Here is a 17,184-nt window from a genome sequence, read left to right as displayed (position 1 = left end):
GCCTCCCGCAAGGGAAGCGGGGGGCCGGTTTCTTTTGTCCCCGCGCGCCCGAAATCTCGTGCGACTTTCCCGTCCCTTTACCGTATGGTCGGACGGTTGATCGATTCACACCAGGGGTGGGGACTCCATGCTCGTGCACCGCAAGAACAAGACCGCCATGGCCGCTCTGGCCGCCGTGCTCCTCGTGGGCGGCGCCACGACCGCCTGTGAGGGCGGCAAGAAGGACGACGGGGGCAAGGCCGCGGCCGCGACCCCCTCCGCCGCCGCGTCGGCGGCCGGCAAGCCGGCCCAGGGCGCCGCGGACGCCACGCCGGCGGGGTACCTGGAGAAGGTGAAGAAGAACTCCGAGGACATCACCTCCCTGCGCTACTCCATGACCGGCACCGCCGAGGGCCAGCCGGTCAACATGGAGGCGTCCATGCGCCTCAAGCCGTCCGTGGCCATGTCCATGAAGATCAGCGCGCAGGGCCAGGAGTCGGCGGAGATCCGCCTCCTCGACGGGACCATGTACATGGGCTCCGAGGGCCAGTGGCTGAAGTTCGACATGAAGAGCGCGGACCCGCAGGCCGCCAAGCAGCTGGACAGCCTCGGCGCCGCCAGCTCCGGCGAGAACCCGGGCGACCGCGCCGGCGACCTGATGGGCGCCAAGGACCTCAAGAACCTCGGCGAGGAGAACATCGACGGCGTCAAGACCAAGCACGTCGCCGGGACGGTCACCATCGAGCAGATGAAGGCCTCCCTCGCCACCCTCGGCCCCGACGCCAAGGCGCGTCAGGAGAAGTCCGTCCAGAAGATGGAGGGCGAGGGCATCAAGACCATGAACATCGACATGTGGATCGACGAGAACGACCGCACCAAGCAGGTCCGCACCCGCGCCGACGCGACCAAGGGCGCGATGGACATGACGATCAAGTTCCTGGACTACAACAAGCCGGTCGACGTCACGGCCCCGCCGGCCGACCAGGTCATGGACCTCGCCCAGGCGGGCAAGGGCGGCTCGGGCCAGGGCTGAGCCCTCCGCACCACCAGAACCACCATGGGGGAACACATGAACAAGGCCGCGCTGACCCGCGCCGGTATCGCCGCGGCGGGGGCCGCACTGCTCGTGGGCGGGCTCACCGCCTGCGGGGGAGACAAGGCCGGCGGGGGGACGAAGGCCAAGGCCGAGACGCCCGCGGACGCGGTGAAGGCCTCGTACAAGAAGACGGTGGCCGCCAGGTTCGCCGCGTACGAGATGACCATCACCCCGGACAAGGGCAAGGCCGACCAGCTCTCGGGCTCGAAGGGCTGGTACCCGTCCAGCACCACCATCGACGCCAAGGGCGCCGACGGCAATCAGGTCATGATCGGCGACGTGGTCTACACCCACTCGGACAAGCCCGTCGCCGGCAAGGCCTGGATGAGGATGGACCTGGGCAAGGGCGGCAAGGGCCGCGCCCGGTTCAACGACGACCCGGCCGAGTACCTCGCGGTACTGCTGGGCCAGCAGAAGGTGACGCTGGTCGGGACCGAGCAGGGCGACGGCGGGGAGGCCCGGCATTTCAAGGGCAGCCTCACCAACGCCGAGCTGCTCGCGGCCGACGAGTCCACCAAGGTCATGGAGGCCGCGAACCGGCAGTACCTCCACGAGGCGCTGAAGGACACGCTCTCCCTCGACGTGGACCTGTGGATCGGCAAGGACGGCTACCCCGTCCGTGTCGAATCCGTGCAGGGCACCAAGGACGGGAAGACGAAGGTCTCCGCGAAGTTCTCCGGCTACGGCAAGACCGCGCCGGTCGTCGCACCGCCCGCCGATCAGGTCGCCGACTTCGACGACGTGATGAAGGGCGTCGGCGACTCGCTCAAGGACACCGACCAGAAGTTGAAGGACACCGACGAGAAGCTGAAGCAGGCCGACAAGACCCTCAAGGACGCGGGGCTGGGCGGTCTCGGCGGCTCCTGAGGCGGGGTGCTCCGGACCGGTCGGGGGGCCGGTCCGGGGGCGATTTGCTCCGGGGCGCATCGTTCGCGTACGCTTCCACAGAAGCCAAAGACCGCTGGTCGTTGCTGTGCCCGTAGAGGGTGCGGTGGCCGAAGGATCCGCTACTGCGGACGACCCGCGCAGGTGACTGTGGAATCGTTCCTGGATTTTCATCCGGTTGAGCTACGCCCTGGCGCCTGCGCCGGGGCGTTTTGTATGTCAGCCCCTTCTGAGCGGTCCTCATCACCCGGAAGGAGGCCGACGCTCTATGGCAAGGCCCGACAAGGCTGCCGACGTAGCCGAGCTTGAGGACAAGTTCCGCAGCTCGAACGCCGTTGTGCTGACCGAGTACCGGGGTCTCACCGTGAAGCAGCTCAAGACGCTGCGTCGTTCGCTCGGTGAGAACGCCCAGTACGCCGTGGTGAAGAACACGCTGACCAAGATTGCGGCGAACAACGCCGGGATCACCTCGCTCGACGACCAGTTCACTGGTCCGACGGGTGCCGCCTTCATCACCGGTGACCCGGTGGAGTCGGCCAAGGGTCTTCGTGACTTCGCCAAGGAAAACCCGAACCTGATCATCAAGGGCGGTGTCCTTGATGGCAAGGCGCTGTCCGCCGATGACATCAAGAAGCTTGCGGACCTCGAGTCCCGCGAGGTTCTGCTCAGCAAGCTGGCCGGCGCGTTCAAGGGCAAGCAGTCCCAGGCTGCCTCGCTCTTCCAGGCGCTGCCGTCGAAGTTCGTCCGCACTGCGGAAGCGCTTCGCGTCAAGCTCGCCGAGCAGGGCGGTGCCGAGTAATTCGGCTCGCGCACTGATCTACGCCGCCTAGTGCGTGGGTCGTAGCGGGCCGTTACGCCCGCCTCTCTAGACATATCGGCACCTGCCGAATTAGTGGAAGGATCGCCCATCATGGCGAAGCTCTCTCAGGAAGACCTCCTCGCCCAGTTCGAGGAGATGACCCTCATCGAGCTCTCCGAGTTCGTGAAGGCCTTCGAGGAGAAGTTCGACGTCACCGCCGCCGCGGCCGTCGCCGTTGCCGCCCCGGGTGCCCCGGGCGCCGGTGCCGCCGCCGAGGTCGAGGAGAAGGACGAGTTCGACGTCATCCTCACCGGCGCCGGCGACAAGAAGATCCAGGTCATCAAGGTCGTGCGCGAGCTGACCTCCCTGGGTCTGAAGGAGGCCAAGGACCTCGTCGACGGCACCCCGAAGCCGGTCCTCGAGAAGGCCAACAAGGAAGCCGCTGACAAGGCCGCTGAGGCCCTCAAGGCCGCTGGCGCCTCGGTCGAGGTCAAGTAACACCTCTGAGGCCGTCTGACGGCCTCAACCAAGGGCGATCACCCGTAAGGGTGGTCGCCCTTTGGCGTATTCGCAGTGCCTGACTTGCCCTGGTCTCGTTGGGGAGTAGGGTGATCTTCGTTGCCTCGACGCAGGGTCCGGAGATGATCCGCTCGGAGCACGGGGCCTTGACGAACGGCCAGCGGCGCGCAATTCTCAGTCCCGTCGTGAGGTCGCCCGGGTCGATCCGGGATCCGAGGCATGGATCGACTACGAAGAGGGCAGTACTGATACGCGCTCTGTGTACGGGCGCTGCGGCAACGGCCGCGGTGTTGGTTGGACGCGGTGTTGATTGAGGACGTGGGGAAGGGCCTGTTGCCGGTTTCCGGAAACCTGGTCTGGACATCAGTGAGCCAAGTGGCTACACTGACCCTTTGCGCTGCCTGTTAGCTGTCCCCTGCCCGTCGCCAGGGGCATGCCCACGCTCGAGCACACCGGATTGATACGCCCTGACCTGGTCTTTTAGTCCAGCTGGGGAGGCTCTGTCTTCTGTGTCGGCTGGGACCGGTACGCGCGTAGTGAGTCCGAGCCCTCGGAAGGACCCCCTCTTGGCCGCCTCGCGCAACGCCTCGACCAATACGAACACCGGTGCCAGCACCGCCCCGCTGCGCATCTCCTTTGCAAAGATCAAGGAGCCCCTCGAGGTTCCGAACCTCCTGGCGCTGCAGACCGAGAGCTTTGACTGGCTGCTCGGCAACGCCGCCTGGAAGTCCCGCGTCGAGTCGGCGCTCGAGAGCGGACAGGACGTCCCCACCAAGTCCGGTCTGGAGGAGATCTTCGAGGAGATCTCGCCGATCGAGGACTTCTCCGGGTCGATGTCGCTGACGTTCCGCGACCACCGGTTCGAGCCGGCGAAGAACTCCGTCGACGAGTGCAAGGAGCGCGACTTCACGTACGCGGCGCCGCTCTTCGTCACGGCCGAGTTCACGAACAACGAGACCGGTGAGATCAAGTCCCAGACGGTCTTCATGGGCGACTTCCCGCTCATGACCAACAAGGGCACCTTCGTCATCAACGGCACCGAGCGCGTCGTCGTGTCGCAGCTCGTCCGTTCCCCGGGTGTCTACTTCGACTCCTCCATCGACAAGACGTCCGACAAGGACATCTTCTCCGCCAAGATCATCCCGTCCCGGGGTGCCTGGCTGGAGATGGAGGTCGACAAGCGCGACATGGTCGGCGTCCGCATCGACCGCAAGCGCAAGCAGTCCGTCACCGTCCTCCTCAAGGCCCTCGGCTGGACCACCGAGCAGATCCTCGAGGAGTTCGGCGAGTACGAGTCCATGCGCGCCACCCTGGAGAAGGACCACACCCAGGGCCAGGACGACGCGCTGCTCGACATCTACCGCAAGCTGCGCCCGGGCGAGCCGCCGACCCGCGAGGCCGCTCAGACGCTGCTCGAGAACCTCTACTTCAACCCGAAGCGCTACGACCTCGCGAAGGTCGGCCGCTACAAGGTGAACAAGAAGCTCGGCGCCGACGAGCCGCTCGACGCCGGTGTGCTCACCACCGACGACATCATCGCCACGATCAAGTACCTCGTGAAGCTCCACGCGGGCGAGACCGAGACGGTCGGCGAGTCGGGCCGGGAGATCGTCGTCGAGACCGACGACATCGACCACTTCGGCAACCGTCGTATCCGCAACGTCGGCGAGCTCATCCAGAACCAGGTCCGTACGGGTCTCGCCCGTATGGAGCGCGTCGTGCGCGAGCGCATGACCACCCAGGACGTCGAGGCGATCACGCCGCAGACCCTGATCAACATCCGGCCGGTCGTCGCCTCCATCAAGGAGTTCTTCGGTACCAGCCAGCTGTCGCAGTTCATGGACCAGAACAACCCGCTGTCGGGCCTGACGCACAAGCGTCGTCTCAACGCCCTCGGCCCGGGTGGTCTGTCCCGTGAGCGGGCCGGCTTCGAGGTCCGTGACGTCCACCCGTCGCACTACGGCCGCATGTGCCCGATCGAGACGCCCGAAGGCCCGAACATCGGTCTGATCGGCTCGCTGGCCTCCTACGGCCGCATCAACCCGTTCGGTTTCATCGAGACCCCGTACCGCAAGGTCGTCGAGGGTGTCGTCACCGACGAGGTCGACTACGTCACCGCCGACGAGGAAGACCGCTTCGTCATCGCCCAGGCGAACGCCCGCCTGGACGACGACATGCGCTTCACCGAGGGCCGCGTCCTGGTCCGCAAGCGTGGCGGCGAGGTCGACTACGTCGAGCCGTCCGACGTGGACTACATGGACGTCTCGCCGCGCCAGATGGTGTCCGTCGCGACCGCGATGATCCCCTTCCTCGAGCACGACGACGCCAACCGTGCCCTCATGGGCGCGAACATGATGCGCCAGGCCGTTCCGCTCATCAAGGCGGAGGCCCCGCTCGTCGGCACCGGCATGGAGTACCGCTGTGCGGTCGACGCCGGCGACTCGATCAAGGCGGAGAAGGACGGTGTCGTCCAGGAGGTCTCGGCCGACTACATCACCGTCGCCAACGACGACGGCACGTACACCACGTACCGCGTCGCCAAGTTCTCCCGCTCGAACCAGGGCACCTCGGTCAACCAGAAGGTCATCGTCAACGAGGGCGACCGGATCGTCGAGGCCCAGGTCCTCGCCGACGGCCCGGCCACCGAAGAGGGCGAGATGGCCCTCGGCAAGAACCTGCTCGTCGCGTTCATGCCGTGGGAAGGCCACAACTACGAGGACGCGATCATCCTGTCGCAGCGCCTCGTGCAGGACGACGTCCTCTCCTCGATCCACATCGAGGAGCACGAGGTCGACGCCCGTGACACCAAGCTGGGCCCCGAGGAGATCACCCGGGACATCCCGAACGTCTCCGAGGAGGTCCTCGCCGACCTCGACGAGCGCGGCATCATCCGCATCGGTGCGGACGTCGTCGCCGGCGACATCCTCGTCGGCAAGGTCACGCCCAAGGGTGAGACCGAGCTGACCCCCGAGGAGCGCCTGCTCCGCGCGATCTTCGGTGAGAAGGCGCGCGAGGTCCGTGACACCTCGCTGAAGGTGCCCCACGGTGAGATCGGCAAGGTCATCGGTGTCCGCGTCTTCGACCGCGAGGAGGGCGACGAGCTTCCTCCGGGCGTGAACCAGCTGGTCCGCGTCTACGTGGCCCAGAAGCGCAAGATCACCGACGGTGACAAGCTCGCCGGCCGTCACGGCAACAAGGGTGTCATCTCCAAGATCCTTCCGATCGAGGACATGCCCTTCCTCGAGGACGGCACCCCGGTCGACATCATCCTGAACCCGCTGGGTGTCCCGTCCCGAATGAACCCGGGACAGGTCCTGGAGATCCACCTCGGCTGGCTCGCCAGCCGCGGCTGGGACGTCTCCGGGCTCGCGGACGAGTGGGCGCAGCGCCTCCAGGCGATCGGCGCCGACCAGGTCGCCCCCGGCACCAACGTCGCCACCCCCGTCTTCGACGGTGCGCGTGAGGACGAGCTGGCCGGCCTGCTCCAGCACACCATCCCGAACCGCGACGGCGAGCGCATGGTGCTCCCGACCGGTAAGGCGCGCCTGTTCGACGGCCGCTCCGGCGAGCCGTTCCCGGACCCGATCTCGGTCGGGTACATGTACATCCTCAAGCTGCACCACCTGGTCGACGACAAGCTCCACGCCCGTTCGACCGGTCCGTACTCGATGATCACGCAGCAGCCGCTGGGTGGTAAGGCGCAGTTCGGTGGTCAGCGCTTCGGTGAGATGGAGGTGTGGGCGCTTGAGGCATACGGCGCCGCGTACGCGCTCCAGGAACTCCTGACGATCAAGTCCGACGACGTGACCGGCCGCGTGAAGGTCTACGAGGCCATCGTCAAGGGCGAGAACATCCCCGAGCCGGGCATTCCCGAGTCCTTCAAGGTGCTCATCAAGGAAATGCAGTCGCTCTGCCTCAACGTGGAGGTGCTGTCCTCGGACGGCATGTCCATCGAGATGCGCGACACCGACGAGGACGTCTTCCGCGCGGCGGAGGAGCTCGGTATCGACCTGTCCCGGCGCGAGCCGAGCAGCGTCGAAGAGGTCTGACGGGCCTGGCCGGGGGATCCGCGTGATCCCCCGGCCGCCCCGGGACCGTTCAGACCATGATTGAGACTCGACCCCGAAAGAGGGATTGACGCACAGTGCTCGACGTCAACTTCTTCGACGAGCTGCGGATCGGCCTTGCCACCGCGGACGACATCCGAACCTGGTCGCACGGCGAGGTCAAGAAGCCGGAGACCATCAACTACCGCACCCTCAAGCCCGAGAAGGACGGACTCTTCTGCGAGAAGATCTTCGGTCCTACCCGGGACTGGGAGTGCTACTGCGGCAAGTACAAGCGTGTCCGCTTCAAGGGCATCATCTGTGAGCGCTGTGGCGTCGAGGTCACGCGCGCCAAGGTGCGTCGTGAGCGCATGGGCCACATCGAGCTCGCCGCTCCCGTCACCCACATCTGGTACTTCAAGGGCGTCCCGTCGCGCCTGGGCTACCTGCTGGACCTCGCGCCGAAGGACCTCGAGAAGGTCATCTACTTCGCCGCGTACATGATCACGTTCGTCGACGACGAGCGCCGTCAGCGCGACCTGCCGTCGCTGGAGGCCCACGTCTCCGTCGAGCGCCAGCAGATCGAGAACCGCCGCGACGCCGACCTCGAAGGCCGCGCCAAGAAGCTCGAGAGCGACCTGGCCGAGCTCGAGGCCGAGGGTGCCAAGGCCGACGTGCGCCGCAAGGTGCGCGAGGGTGCCGAGCGCGAGATGAAGCAGCTCCGTGACCGCGCCCAGCGCGAGATCGACCGCCTCGACGAGGTGTGGAACCGCTTCAAGAACCTCAAGGTCCAGGACCTGGAGGGCGACGAGCTCCTCTACCGCGAGCTGCGTGACCGCTTCGGCACGTACTTCGACGGTTCCATGGGTGCGGCTGCTCTGCAGAAGCGCCTGGAGTCCTTCGACCTCGAGGAGGAGGCCGAGCGCCTCCGCGAGATCATCCGTACCGGCAAGGGCCAGAAGAAGACCCGTGCGCTCAAGCGCCTCAAGGTCGTCTCCGCGTTCCTGCAGACCAGCAACAGCCCCAAGGGCATGGTGCTCGACTGCGTGCCGGTCATCCCGCCGGACCTCCGTCCGATGGTGCAGCTCGACGGTGGCCGCTTCGCGACCTCCGACCTGAACGACCTGTACCGCCGCGTCATCAACCGCAACAACCGCCTGAAGCGCCTTCTCGACCTCGGTGCCCCCGAGATCATCGTGAACAACGAGAAGCGCATGCTCCAGGAGGCCGTGGACGCCCTCTTCGACAACGGTCGTCGTGGTCGCCCGGTCACCGGTCCCGGCAACCGTCCCCTGAAGTCCCTCAGCGACATGCTGAAGGGCAAGCAGGGTCGATTCCGTCAGAACCTCCTCGGCAAGCGCGTGGACTACTCCGCGCGTTCCGTGATCGTCGTCGGTCCGCAGCTGAAGCTGCACCAGTGCGGTCTGCCGAAGGCCATGGCGCTGGAACTCTTCAAGCCGTTCGTGATGAAGCGCCTGGTCGACCTGAACCACGCGCAGAACATCAAGTCGGCGAAGCGCATGGTCGAGCGCGGCCGCACGGTCGTGTACGACGTGCTCGAAGAGGTCATCGCCGAGCACCCGGTCCTGCTGAACCGTGCGCCCACGCTGCACCGCCTCGGCATCCAGGCCTTCGAGCCGCAGCTGGTCGAAGGCAAGGCCATCCAGATCCACCCGCTCGTCTGCACCGCGTTCAACGCGGACTTCGACGGTGACCAGATGGCCGTCCACCTGCCGCTCTCCGCGGAGGCGCAGGCCGAGGCCCGCATCCTGATGCTGTCCTCGAACAACATCCTCAAGCCGGCCGACGGCCGTCCGGTCACGATGCCGACGCAGGACATGGTCCTGGGTCTGTTCTTCCTGACCACCGACGGTGAGCTCCGTGACGTCAAGGGCGAGGGCCGCGCGTTCGGCTCGACCGCCGAGGCGATCATGGCGTTCGACGCCGGCGAGCTCGCGCTGCAGTCGTCCGTCGACATCCGCTTCCCGGTGGGCACCATCCCGCCGCGCGGCTGGGTGGCGCCGGTCGCCGAAGAGGGCGAGCAGGAGTTCCAGCCGGGCGACAGCTTCCGTCTGAAGACGACCCTGGGCCGTGCGCTCTTCAACGAGCTGCTGCCCGAGGACTACCCGTTCGTCGACTACTCGGTGGGCAAGAAGCAGCTCTCCGAGATCGTCAACGACCTGGCGGAGCGCTACCCCAAGGTCATCGTGGCGGCGACGCTCGACAACCTGAAGGCGGCCGGCTTCCACTGGGCGACCCGTTCGGGCGTCACCGTGGCCATCTCCGACGTCGTCGTGCCCGAGGCCAAGAAGGCCATCGTCGCGGGCTACGAGGCGATGGACGAGAAGGTCCAGAAGCAGTACGAGCGCGGTCTGATCACCAAGGACGAGCGCACGCAGGAGCTCATCGCGATCTGGACCAAGGCGACCAACGAGGTCGCCGAGGCGATGAACGCGAACTTCCCCAAGACGAACCCCATCTTCATGATGGTTGACTCGGGTGCCCGAGGAAACATGATGCAGATGCGACAGATCGCCGGTATGCGTGGTCTGGTGTCGAACGCGAAGAACGAGACCATCCCGCGTCCGATCAAGGCGTCCTTCCGTGAGGGCCTCACCGTTCTGGAGTACTTCATCTCCACGCACGGTGCCCGTAAGGGTCTGGCGGACACCGCCCTGCGTACCGCCGACTCGGGTTACCTCACCCGTCGTCTGGTGGACGTCTCGCAGGACGTCATCATCCGCGAGGAGGACTGCGGTACCGAGCGCGGCCTCAAGCTCAAGATCGGCACCAAGGACGAGGCGGGTGTCCTCCGCAAGGCGGACGACGTCGAGACCTCCGTGTACGCCCGCATGCTGGCCGAGGACGTCGTCATCGACGGCAAGGTCATCGCGCCGGCGAACGTGGACCTCGGTGACGTGCTCATCGACGCCCTCATCGCGAACGGCGTCGAGGAGGTCAAGACCCGCTCGGTCCTGACCTGTGAGTCCGCCGTCGGCACCTGTGCCTTCTGCTACGGCCGCTCGCTGGCCACCGGCAAGCTGGTCGACATCGGTGAGGCGGTCGGCATCATCGCCGCCCAGTCCATCGGTGAGCCCGGTACCCAGCTGACGATGCGTACCTTCCACACCGGTGGTGTGGCCGGTGACGACATCACGCAGGGTCTGCCGCGTGTCGTCGAGCTCTTCGAGGCCCGTACCCCGAAGGGTGTCGCCCCGATCTCCGAGGCCGCCGGCCGCGTGCGGATCGAGGAGACCGAGAAGACGAAGAAGATCGTCATCACGCCCGACGACGGCAGCGAGGAGACGGCGTTCCCGATCTCCAAGCGCGCCAAGGTCATCGTGCACGAGGGCGACCACGTCGAGGTGGGCCAGAAGCTCACCATGGGTGCCACCAACCCGCACGACGTGCTGCGCATCCTCGGCCAGCGTGCCGTCCAGGTCCACCTGGTCGGCGAAGTCCAGAAGGTCTACAACTCGCAGGGCGTGTCGATCCACGACAAGCACATCGAGATCATCATCCGGCAGATGCTCCGCCGCGTGACGATCATCGAGTCCGGCGACGCGGAGCTCCTCCCGGGCGAGCTCGTCGAGCGCTCCCGCTTCGAGACCGAGAACCGTCGTGTGGTCACCGAGGGCGGTCACCCCGCCTCCGGCCGTCCGCAGCTGATGGGTATCACCAAGGCCTCGCTGGCGACGGAGTCCTGGCTGTCGGCCGCCTCCTTCCAGGAGACGACCCGAGTTCTGACGGACGCGGCGATCAACGCCAAGTCCGACAGCCTCATCGGCCTCAAGGAGAACGTCATCATCGGTAAGCTCATCCCGGCCGGTACGGGTCTGTCCCGCTACCGCAACATCCGGGTCGAGCCCACCGAGGAAGCCAAGGCCGCGATGTACTCGGCCGTCGGCTACGACGACATCGACTACTCCCCCTTCGGCACCGGCTCCGGCCAGGCTGTCCCGCTGGAGGACTACGACTACGGCCCGTACAACGGCTGAGTCGCAGGCAGGCAGTAACCGCAGGGCGGTCACCCGAGAGGGTGGCCGCCCTGCGGCGTTTCCTACGCCTGGAGCTGCATGTGGCGCTGGAGGTGGTGGAGGCGGGTGCGGGGGTCGGGATGGGTGGACAGCAGCCGTGACAGCACGCCGCCCTCGTCGGACGCCGGCGCCTCTGCGGCCAGTACGTCGTGCAGCATCCGGGACAGCATTGGGGCGAAGCCGAGTGCGGCTGCGTGCCGGTCGGCCCGGAGTTCGGCACGGCGTCCGACGGCGGCGGACAGATAGGGCAGCGTGAGCAGGAGCAGCGGCAGGCCGTACGTCAGGGTCAGGGTGGCGAGACTGATCCACCCGAACAGGATGACGAGGACGCCTGCAGCCACGAGCGAGAAGCCGCTCGCGATGCGGATCGTTCCCACCGTGGCTGCCGCGAGGACACGCCAGGCCAAGCGGCCCGGGAGCGCGTACCACCAGCTGAGCAGCCCCGTCCAGGCGTGCCCTGCGGTGTGATGGCCCAGTTCGTGCGCGAGTACGGCGGCCAACTGCGCTTCCGGCAGCCGCTCCAGGGCGCGTCGGGTGACGGCGACGACGTGGCCGGCGGCGGCGAGGGCGTTCAGCTCGTCACTGTCCTCGATCCACAGCTCGTACCGGTTGCCGTCCACCCCGGCACGGGCCGTGACCTCGCGCCACACCGGGGCCAGCACGGCCAGCTCGGAAGGGAGTGGGTGCTGGAGCCGGAGCAGGTGGCGGGCCAGGAACCGCTCGCTGGGACGGTGGAACGTCAGCGCGCCGGAGGCGAGCCACAGCACGGTCGGCGCCCAAGCCGGCAGCCCGAGCCAGGCCTCAAGCAAGGCGGCCGAACCCAGCACGACGAGCAGGCTCGTCAGGAACCCGGGCAGGTGCAGGGCGAGCCGGCCGAGGGCGGCGGCGTCAGCGGTGCGTTGCCGGGCGCGGTAGTGGACGCGTGTTCCCCCGGGGTGGCGGTAGTCGAGGCGGTCGTGCTCCGGCCGGGCCTGCGGGGGCACGCGCGTGGGCGGAGGCGGTGGCGCCTGCGGGTACAGGGGGTACTCGGGCGGGGGGCCGGGCGACTCGGCGGGTCTGGTCATCGGGCCCGCTCCCGGCCGGTGGGCGGGTGGGGGCGGCGTCCGTAACCGGGAGGCAGTTCCGGGAGCTCCGGCGTCGGCAGCGGGACACGAGTGTCGGGCGCGAGAGCTTGGTTGATCTGCTCGATCATGAGCTGCCGGGTGCGGTCCAGTTCGTGGGCCTCGCCGCCGTCCGGCCCCAGCAGTGTCTTGACCTGGTCGAGCTGCGAGCGGAGGAGCGCGAGCTGGTGCTTCTCCATGCTCTCCAGCGCGAGCCGGGTGTCTTCGGGGTGCCGGGCCAGATGAAGGGCCCAGGCCTGAACGCCGCCCCGGGCGAAGTGCTGCTGGTAGAAGGCGATCTTCTGGGCCTCGTACCGCTGCAGCTCCAGCTCGTGGCGGGCGGCCTGGAGGCGCCGCTCGTGCTCGATGTTGTCGGCGTCGCGCCGCAGGCGGACCGTCCAGTCGACGGTCAGCCCGACGCCCTCTCCGAGAGGCTTGCCCGCGCGCACCGCGGTGAGCAGCTCGTCTTCGGCGGCTGCGCTGCTCGTGATGTGAAAGCCGCGCGTCACCGGCCTGCAGGACTGTTCCAGCTCGCCGATCAGCAGCCGGGGCACGTCACGACAGCCGCTCTGGACGTACACGGCAGGGTGGACGACCTGCCAGGTGAGCTCTACCGTCGCCGTGAACTCGTGGGCGTCGTTGTCGCTGGGCAGCGCGATCTCCGCCTGGACCGGATGAGACCCCATGTCCACCTCGTACACGGCGGTGTAGAGGCGCGCGGTCCGGGGACGCGGCCGGTTCGGCGGCAGGTAGGGCACGTACGTGCCCTTCGGTGTCGAGTAGACCAGGGCGTGGTCGATGCGCGTCGCCGCCTGGCCGCCGAACCCGAAGCGGCCGATCTGGCGGACCGTGACGACGGGGTCGGTCAGCTTGGTGTCCCGTTGGGCGTGCTGGTTGTAGTCGTACATCGTGCGGGCCTTCCCTTCAGGCGGTCGTGGGACGGGTGAGCGCGATGCGTAGGCGGGTGGCGGCCTCCGGATACGGGCCGCCGTCCGCGCCCTGCGGGTTGCGCAGCAGGTAGGTCAGGCGGGAAGTCTCGCGGGGGGTGACGGCCAGCCTGGTCAGCAGTGAAGCCAGCGCCCATTCCGTCTTCTCGTCCTGGTCGGCGGCCCGGATCCAGCCGCGCAGCACGCGCTCGGCTTCCTCGGTGTAGGCGCGGTCGTCGAGGGCTTCGCGCAGGAGACGTACGATCGCGGGCGCTGTGGCGGCCTCGTCCCGGTCGGCGTGTGCGTACCAGTCGAGGACCAGCGGGCGCCCGTGCCCGGATTCCTCGTCACGCCGCCCGCACGCGGTGAGGAACCCGCGCACGGCGAGTTCGTGGGCCGAACGGTGGTCAGGGAGGGTCCGCAACAGTTCGGCGAGGACGGTGTCCGCTTCGGGCGAGAGCAGGAGGAGGGCGACCGACTTCGGGAGCTCGTCGCACACCTGCTGGTCGGGCCTCTTCTTGCCGTACTGCAGGTGGGCCTGTGCCCGCAGGGCGGCCAGCGCAGCCTTCGGGCGCTCGGTGCCGATCAGTCCCTGGGCCCGTACCGCGACCCAGCAGGGGCGCGGATCGTCCGCGTCCGCACTCCAGCCGTCGACGATGCGGGGAATGTTCGGCGCCTCGATCTGGTGGGCGAGAGTGAGGGCACTGACGGCCGTCGTCCGTCTGCGGGCCCGGTCCGAGCGCGCCCAGGGTTCGATGATCAGTGCCATTGTGGACGGCAGGTCGGTACGCGCGAGTACGGCGGCGGTGGCCGCGGCGCGGGTGCGTACCAGGGGCCGGCCGTCGTCCGCGAGCTCGTCCAGCCACTTCACCAGGGCGGGGCGGGCGGCGGGATGGCCGGTCCACACCTCGGGCAGCAGGACGAGGGCGGTCCGGTCGTCGCGGAAGGCCGCCTTGAGCTGGGTGACCTCACCCCATTCGGTGTCCTCGCGCTCCGGATACGTACGCGCCCGGGCGAGCTGGAGCCGCTTGCCGATGTGGGTGCTGAAGACGGGGATGGCTTCGAAGCGCTTGGGGTCGCCGACGCGCTGGAGCTGGGAGTACAGCAGGTCGCTGAGCTCCGCCGTCAGGGCGTACGGGCCGCCGTCGAAGGCGGCCAGGGCGATGAGGAAGGCCTTCTCCCGGAGGTGGACGATCTCTTCGGGCTCAGCGAACCACTCGCGGACCTGGTGCTTCAGCGCGCGCAGGGAGTAGTCGGCCAGCTGGCCCTCGCCGCGCCGGCCCACCGCATACTGGCGTAACTCGGTCGCGTACCCGACGACCTCGCGGAGCTGGTGGTCACGGGAGAGGAACTCGTCGACGGTCGGCAGGGCGAGCAGACGGGTGGTGGCTTCGGCGCCGACGTCCGCGGTGAGCCGGGCGGCCAGGACGGCCCGCTGACCGGGAGGCTCCCACTCCTCAGGGCGGACGGTGTCCTCCAGGTACGCCCCCACGCCGACGGTGATCACCAGGTGGGTCTTCCGTTTGTGCATGAGGTCGCGGAGGGCGTTGAACTGGGCTTCGCGCAGGGGCTCGTCCCGGCTCGTGGCCAGGTCGCACAGCACGTAGCCGGCCGCCTTGCCGGGTGTGTCGAACAGGTTGGTGAGCTTCCCAGGGACCGTGGTGCTGTCCAGGACGTGCACCGGGGCGGTGCCCACGGAGCGCAGGAGCATCAGGGCGGCGGCCCGACGTCCGGTGAAGGGCGTGCCCGTGAGGACCAGGACCTGCTCCTTCAGGAGGCGGTCGCGCAGCTGGGCGAAGCGGGTTCCCTCCGCGACGAAGACATCGGACAGCCGGTCCAGCTGGGAAGGCGGGATCTCGCCGGATGCGGGCGCGCCATTGCCGGATCCGCCGAAGCCGTAGTGGATCTCGGTGGTGACGTTGCCGATGATCCGCTCGGCTACGACGCCGTGGTTGGTGCCGTCGAACGCCATCGACTTCGGCGCGTGGGCGTGCAGTTCACGACGGGTGGCCCACGGCTGCTGGGCCTCCTCCTCGGCCTTCTTCTCCTTCCCGGCCGGAGCGTCGTCCTCCGTGGCCGCCGGTTCGGCCTCCTCAGCTGGCTCCGTCGGCTGGTCCGGCTGCTCGCTCACCGACGGTCACCGAAGATGATGTCGCCGTGGACCACACCGGCGCGGACGGCGTTGCCCTCGATGTGGCCGGCGATGATTCCGTCGTTGACGCCCTGCACGTGGATGCCGGCGGGACCGGTCCGACCCCCGGTCGGGGCTTCCTCCGCTCCTCCGGGTCCTCGTGGTCCCTCCGATGTGGGCGCGGTCGAAGGCCCGGTGACCGTTCCCGCCGGCACGGGTCCGTGCAGCCATGCCTTCAGGGGACCGTTCTTGCTGTCCACGGTGACCTCGTGGAACTCCTCCGCCGGGATCCCGGGGTGGTTGTGCCGCACGATCCCGTTGTGGACCGAAGCGGAGACGCAGAGCACATGGGGGTCCGTCCGCTCGCGCAGCGCCGCGCGCAGCGGTTCGCCGTCCAGGAGACGGCAGGCCTCGTTGAGGTCGGTGCCCACCCAGCCCTCGTGTTCGTCGATCATCACCATGCCGCTCGCCAGGACGACCCGCAGCCGGAGCTGCGCCGAGCTGGCCGCCAGCCGGTTGATCGCGCGGAGTTGGGCGGGGACCTCCGTCAGCAGGGTGCGGAGCAGGACGTTCAGCGGTACGTGCGGGTCGATCAGCTCCATGACCGCGTCGCCCCGGTCGGCGCGCAGCCGTAACGTCTGGTCGACCCCGGCGGCGAGCAGGGTCCGGTCGACGACGTCGTACAGCATCCGGCGCAGATAGGCCTGCTGGACGTCGTCACGATCGCTGAAACGCTCCGTGTCGACGAGCAGGAAGGTGCGGGGGAGCGGATTGGTCATGATCGCCTCTCGTGGTGGGTTCCGCGTGAGCGGGAGGGATGAGCAAGAGAGTGGGGCAGGCGGGCGCACCGCCGTGAGGGCGGATGGCACACCCGGAGTGTGACGGCCTGCACTGAAGGGGAGGAGTCAGCCCTCGTCGTGAGATTGCGCGATCCGCCGCAACACGTCGGGTCGTACGATCACCAGCGCGCGGCGCCCCGTGATGACGACCCCGCGGTCGCGCAGTTCCTTGAGGTGGCGCTGGACCATCTCGCGGGAGGCCCCGACCGCTCCGGCGAGTTCCTGTTTGGTCAGGGGGACGGCGACTTCCACGCCCTCCTCGGTACGCCGCCCGTGCGTGCGCGCCAGGTCCTGGAGCAGCACGGCGAGCCGCTCGCGCACGCTCAGCGAGGCGAACTCCAGCCTCCGCCGGTCGCCCGCGCGGGTGCGGTCCGAGGTGAGGGCGAGGAGCTGGAAGGCGGCGTCGGGAACACGCGCGAGGAAGGCGCGGAAGCGCTCGGGATCGACGGCCACGGCGCGCACCGGTTCGAGTGCGGTCACGGTGGCGGAGCGGGCTCGCCCGGTGAGGGCGGCGGATTCGCCGATGATGTCGCCCGGGCCGCGCAGGGCGAGCAGGGCCTCCTTGCCGTTGGCGGCGGAGGCGGTGACCTTGGTCCAGCCGTGGAGGATCAGCAGGACGTGGGAGGCGGGTTCGTTCTGGTGGATGAGCTGGGCGCGGGGTGCGAAGGTCAGCTCGCGGCCGAGCTCCCGTAACGCGGCGCCGTCCTCCACCTCCAAGCGGGCCAGGAAGGGGACCCGGTCGTCCAGCCCTCCGTCGCCCGCGACCTGCTCCGTTGCCATGTGCGCCCCCCGGTCGTCAGGGCGGTCAATGTACTGGCCACCGGGGG

General features: G+C 68.3%; 11 protein-coding genes. 6 read left to right on the top strand and 5 right to left on the bottom strand.

Going from position 1 to position 17,184, the window contains the following annotated elements; genetic code table 11:
* Positions 1 to 127 precede the first annotated feature (127 nt).
* The 6 genes from ACFVXK_RS04300 (at position 128) to ACFVXK_RS04275 (ending at position 11,322) form a co-directional block, all read left to right on the top strand.
* The gene (locus ACFVXK_RS04300) at positions 128 to 1,012 is read left to right on the top strand and encodes an LppX_LprAFG lipoprotein (RefSeq protein WP_389610011.1); all 885 of its coding nucleotides are present in this window, start codon (positions 128 to 130) and stop codon (positions 1,010 to 1,012) included.
* A 36-nt stretch (positions 1,013 to 1,048) separates the two neighbouring features.
* Positions 1,049 to 1,942 (top strand): hypothetical protein, encoded by an 894-nt coding sequence (locus tag ACFVXK_RS04295; protein WP_389610010.1) that lies wholly within the window; start codon positions 1,049 to 1,051, stop codon positions 1,940 to 1,942.
* 286 nt (positions 1,943 to 2,228) lie between these two features.
* Positions 2,229 to 2,759, top strand: a complete 531-nt coding sequence (rplJ, locus tag ACFVXK_RS04290) for a 50S ribosomal protein L10 (protein WP_042818555.1) — start codon at positions 2,229 to 2,231, stop codon at positions 2,757 to 2,759.
* Positions 2,760 to 2,870: 111 nt separating this feature from the next.
* Positions 2,871 to 3,257 carry a 50S ribosomal protein L7/L12 gene (gene rplL, locus ACFVXK_RS04285; RefSeq protein WP_365152797.1) on the top strand — a complete coding sequence of 129 codons (387 nt, stop codon included), beginning with the start codon at positions 2,871 to 2,873 and terminating at the stop codon, positions 3,255 to 3,257.
* 587 nt (positions 3,258 to 3,844) lie between these two features.
* Positions 3,845 to 7,327: a DNA-directed RNA polymerase subunit beta gene (gene rpoB / locus ACFVXK_RS04280; protein WP_366450450.1), complete on the top strand. Its 3,483-nt coding sequence runs from the start codon at positions 3,845 to 3,847 to the stop codon at positions 7,325 to 7,327.
* 95 nt (positions 7,328 to 7,422) lie between these two features.
* Positions 7,423 to 11,322, top strand: a complete 3,900-nt coding sequence (locus ACFVXK_RS04275; RefSeq protein WP_389610009.1) for a DNA-directed RNA polymerase subunit beta' — start codon at positions 7,423 to 7,425, stop codon at positions 11,320 to 11,322.
* Between the two features lie 62 nt (positions 11,323 to 11,384).
* Here the strand turns inward: ACFVXK_RS04275 and ACFVXK_RS04270 are convergent, their stop codons facing one another.
* The 5 genes from ACFVXK_RS04270 to ACFVXK_RS04250 form a co-directional block, all read right to left on the bottom strand.
* Positions 11,385 to 12,425 (bottom strand): M48 family metalloprotease, encoded by a 1,041-nt coding sequence (locus ACFVXK_RS04270; RefSeq protein WP_389610008.1) that lies wholly within the window; start codon positions 12,423 to 12,425, stop codon positions 11,385 to 11,387.
* Positions 12,422 to 13,369, bottom strand: a complete 948-nt coding sequence (locus tag ACFVXK_RS04265; protein WP_389610007.1) for a hypothetical protein — start codon at positions 13,367 to 13,369, stop codon at positions 12,422 to 12,424. Before ACFVXK_RS04265 ends, ACFVXK_RS04270 begins: the two co-directional genes overlap by 4 nt.
* Before the next feature lie 16 nt (positions 13,370 to 13,385).
* Positions 13,386 to 15,518 carry a hypothetical protein gene (locus ACFVXK_RS04260; RefSeq protein WP_389610006.1) on the bottom strand — a complete coding sequence of 711 codons (2,133 nt, stop codon included), beginning with the start codon at positions 15,516 to 15,518 and terminating at the stop codon, positions 13,386 to 13,388.
* Entirely contained in the window at positions 15,515 to 16,297 is a 783-nt protein-coding gene (locus tag ACFVXK_RS04255) for a hypothetical protein (protein ID WP_389610005.1), read from the bottom strand. The genes ACFVXK_RS04260 and ACFVXK_RS04255 overlap by 4 nt, the downstream gene beginning before the upstream one ends.
* A gap of 126 nt (positions 16,298 to 16,423) precedes the next feature.
* Complete coding sequence (locus tag ACFVXK_RS04250; protein WP_389610004.1) at positions 16,424 to 17,137, bottom strand: Crp/Fnr family transcriptional regulator; 714 nt, start codon at positions 17,135 to 17,137, stop codon at positions 16,424 to 16,426.
* Between the last annotated feature and the right edge of the window lie 47 nt (positions 17,138 to 17,184).

Source organism: Streptomyces sp. NPDC058157, assembly GCF_042884105.1.
Lineage (GTDB): Bacteria > Actinomycetota > Actinomycetes > Streptomycetales > Streptomycetaceae > Streptomyces.
Note: the sequence above shows the minus strand (reverse complement) of the source record. Positions and strands in the feature narration are given on the sequence as shown.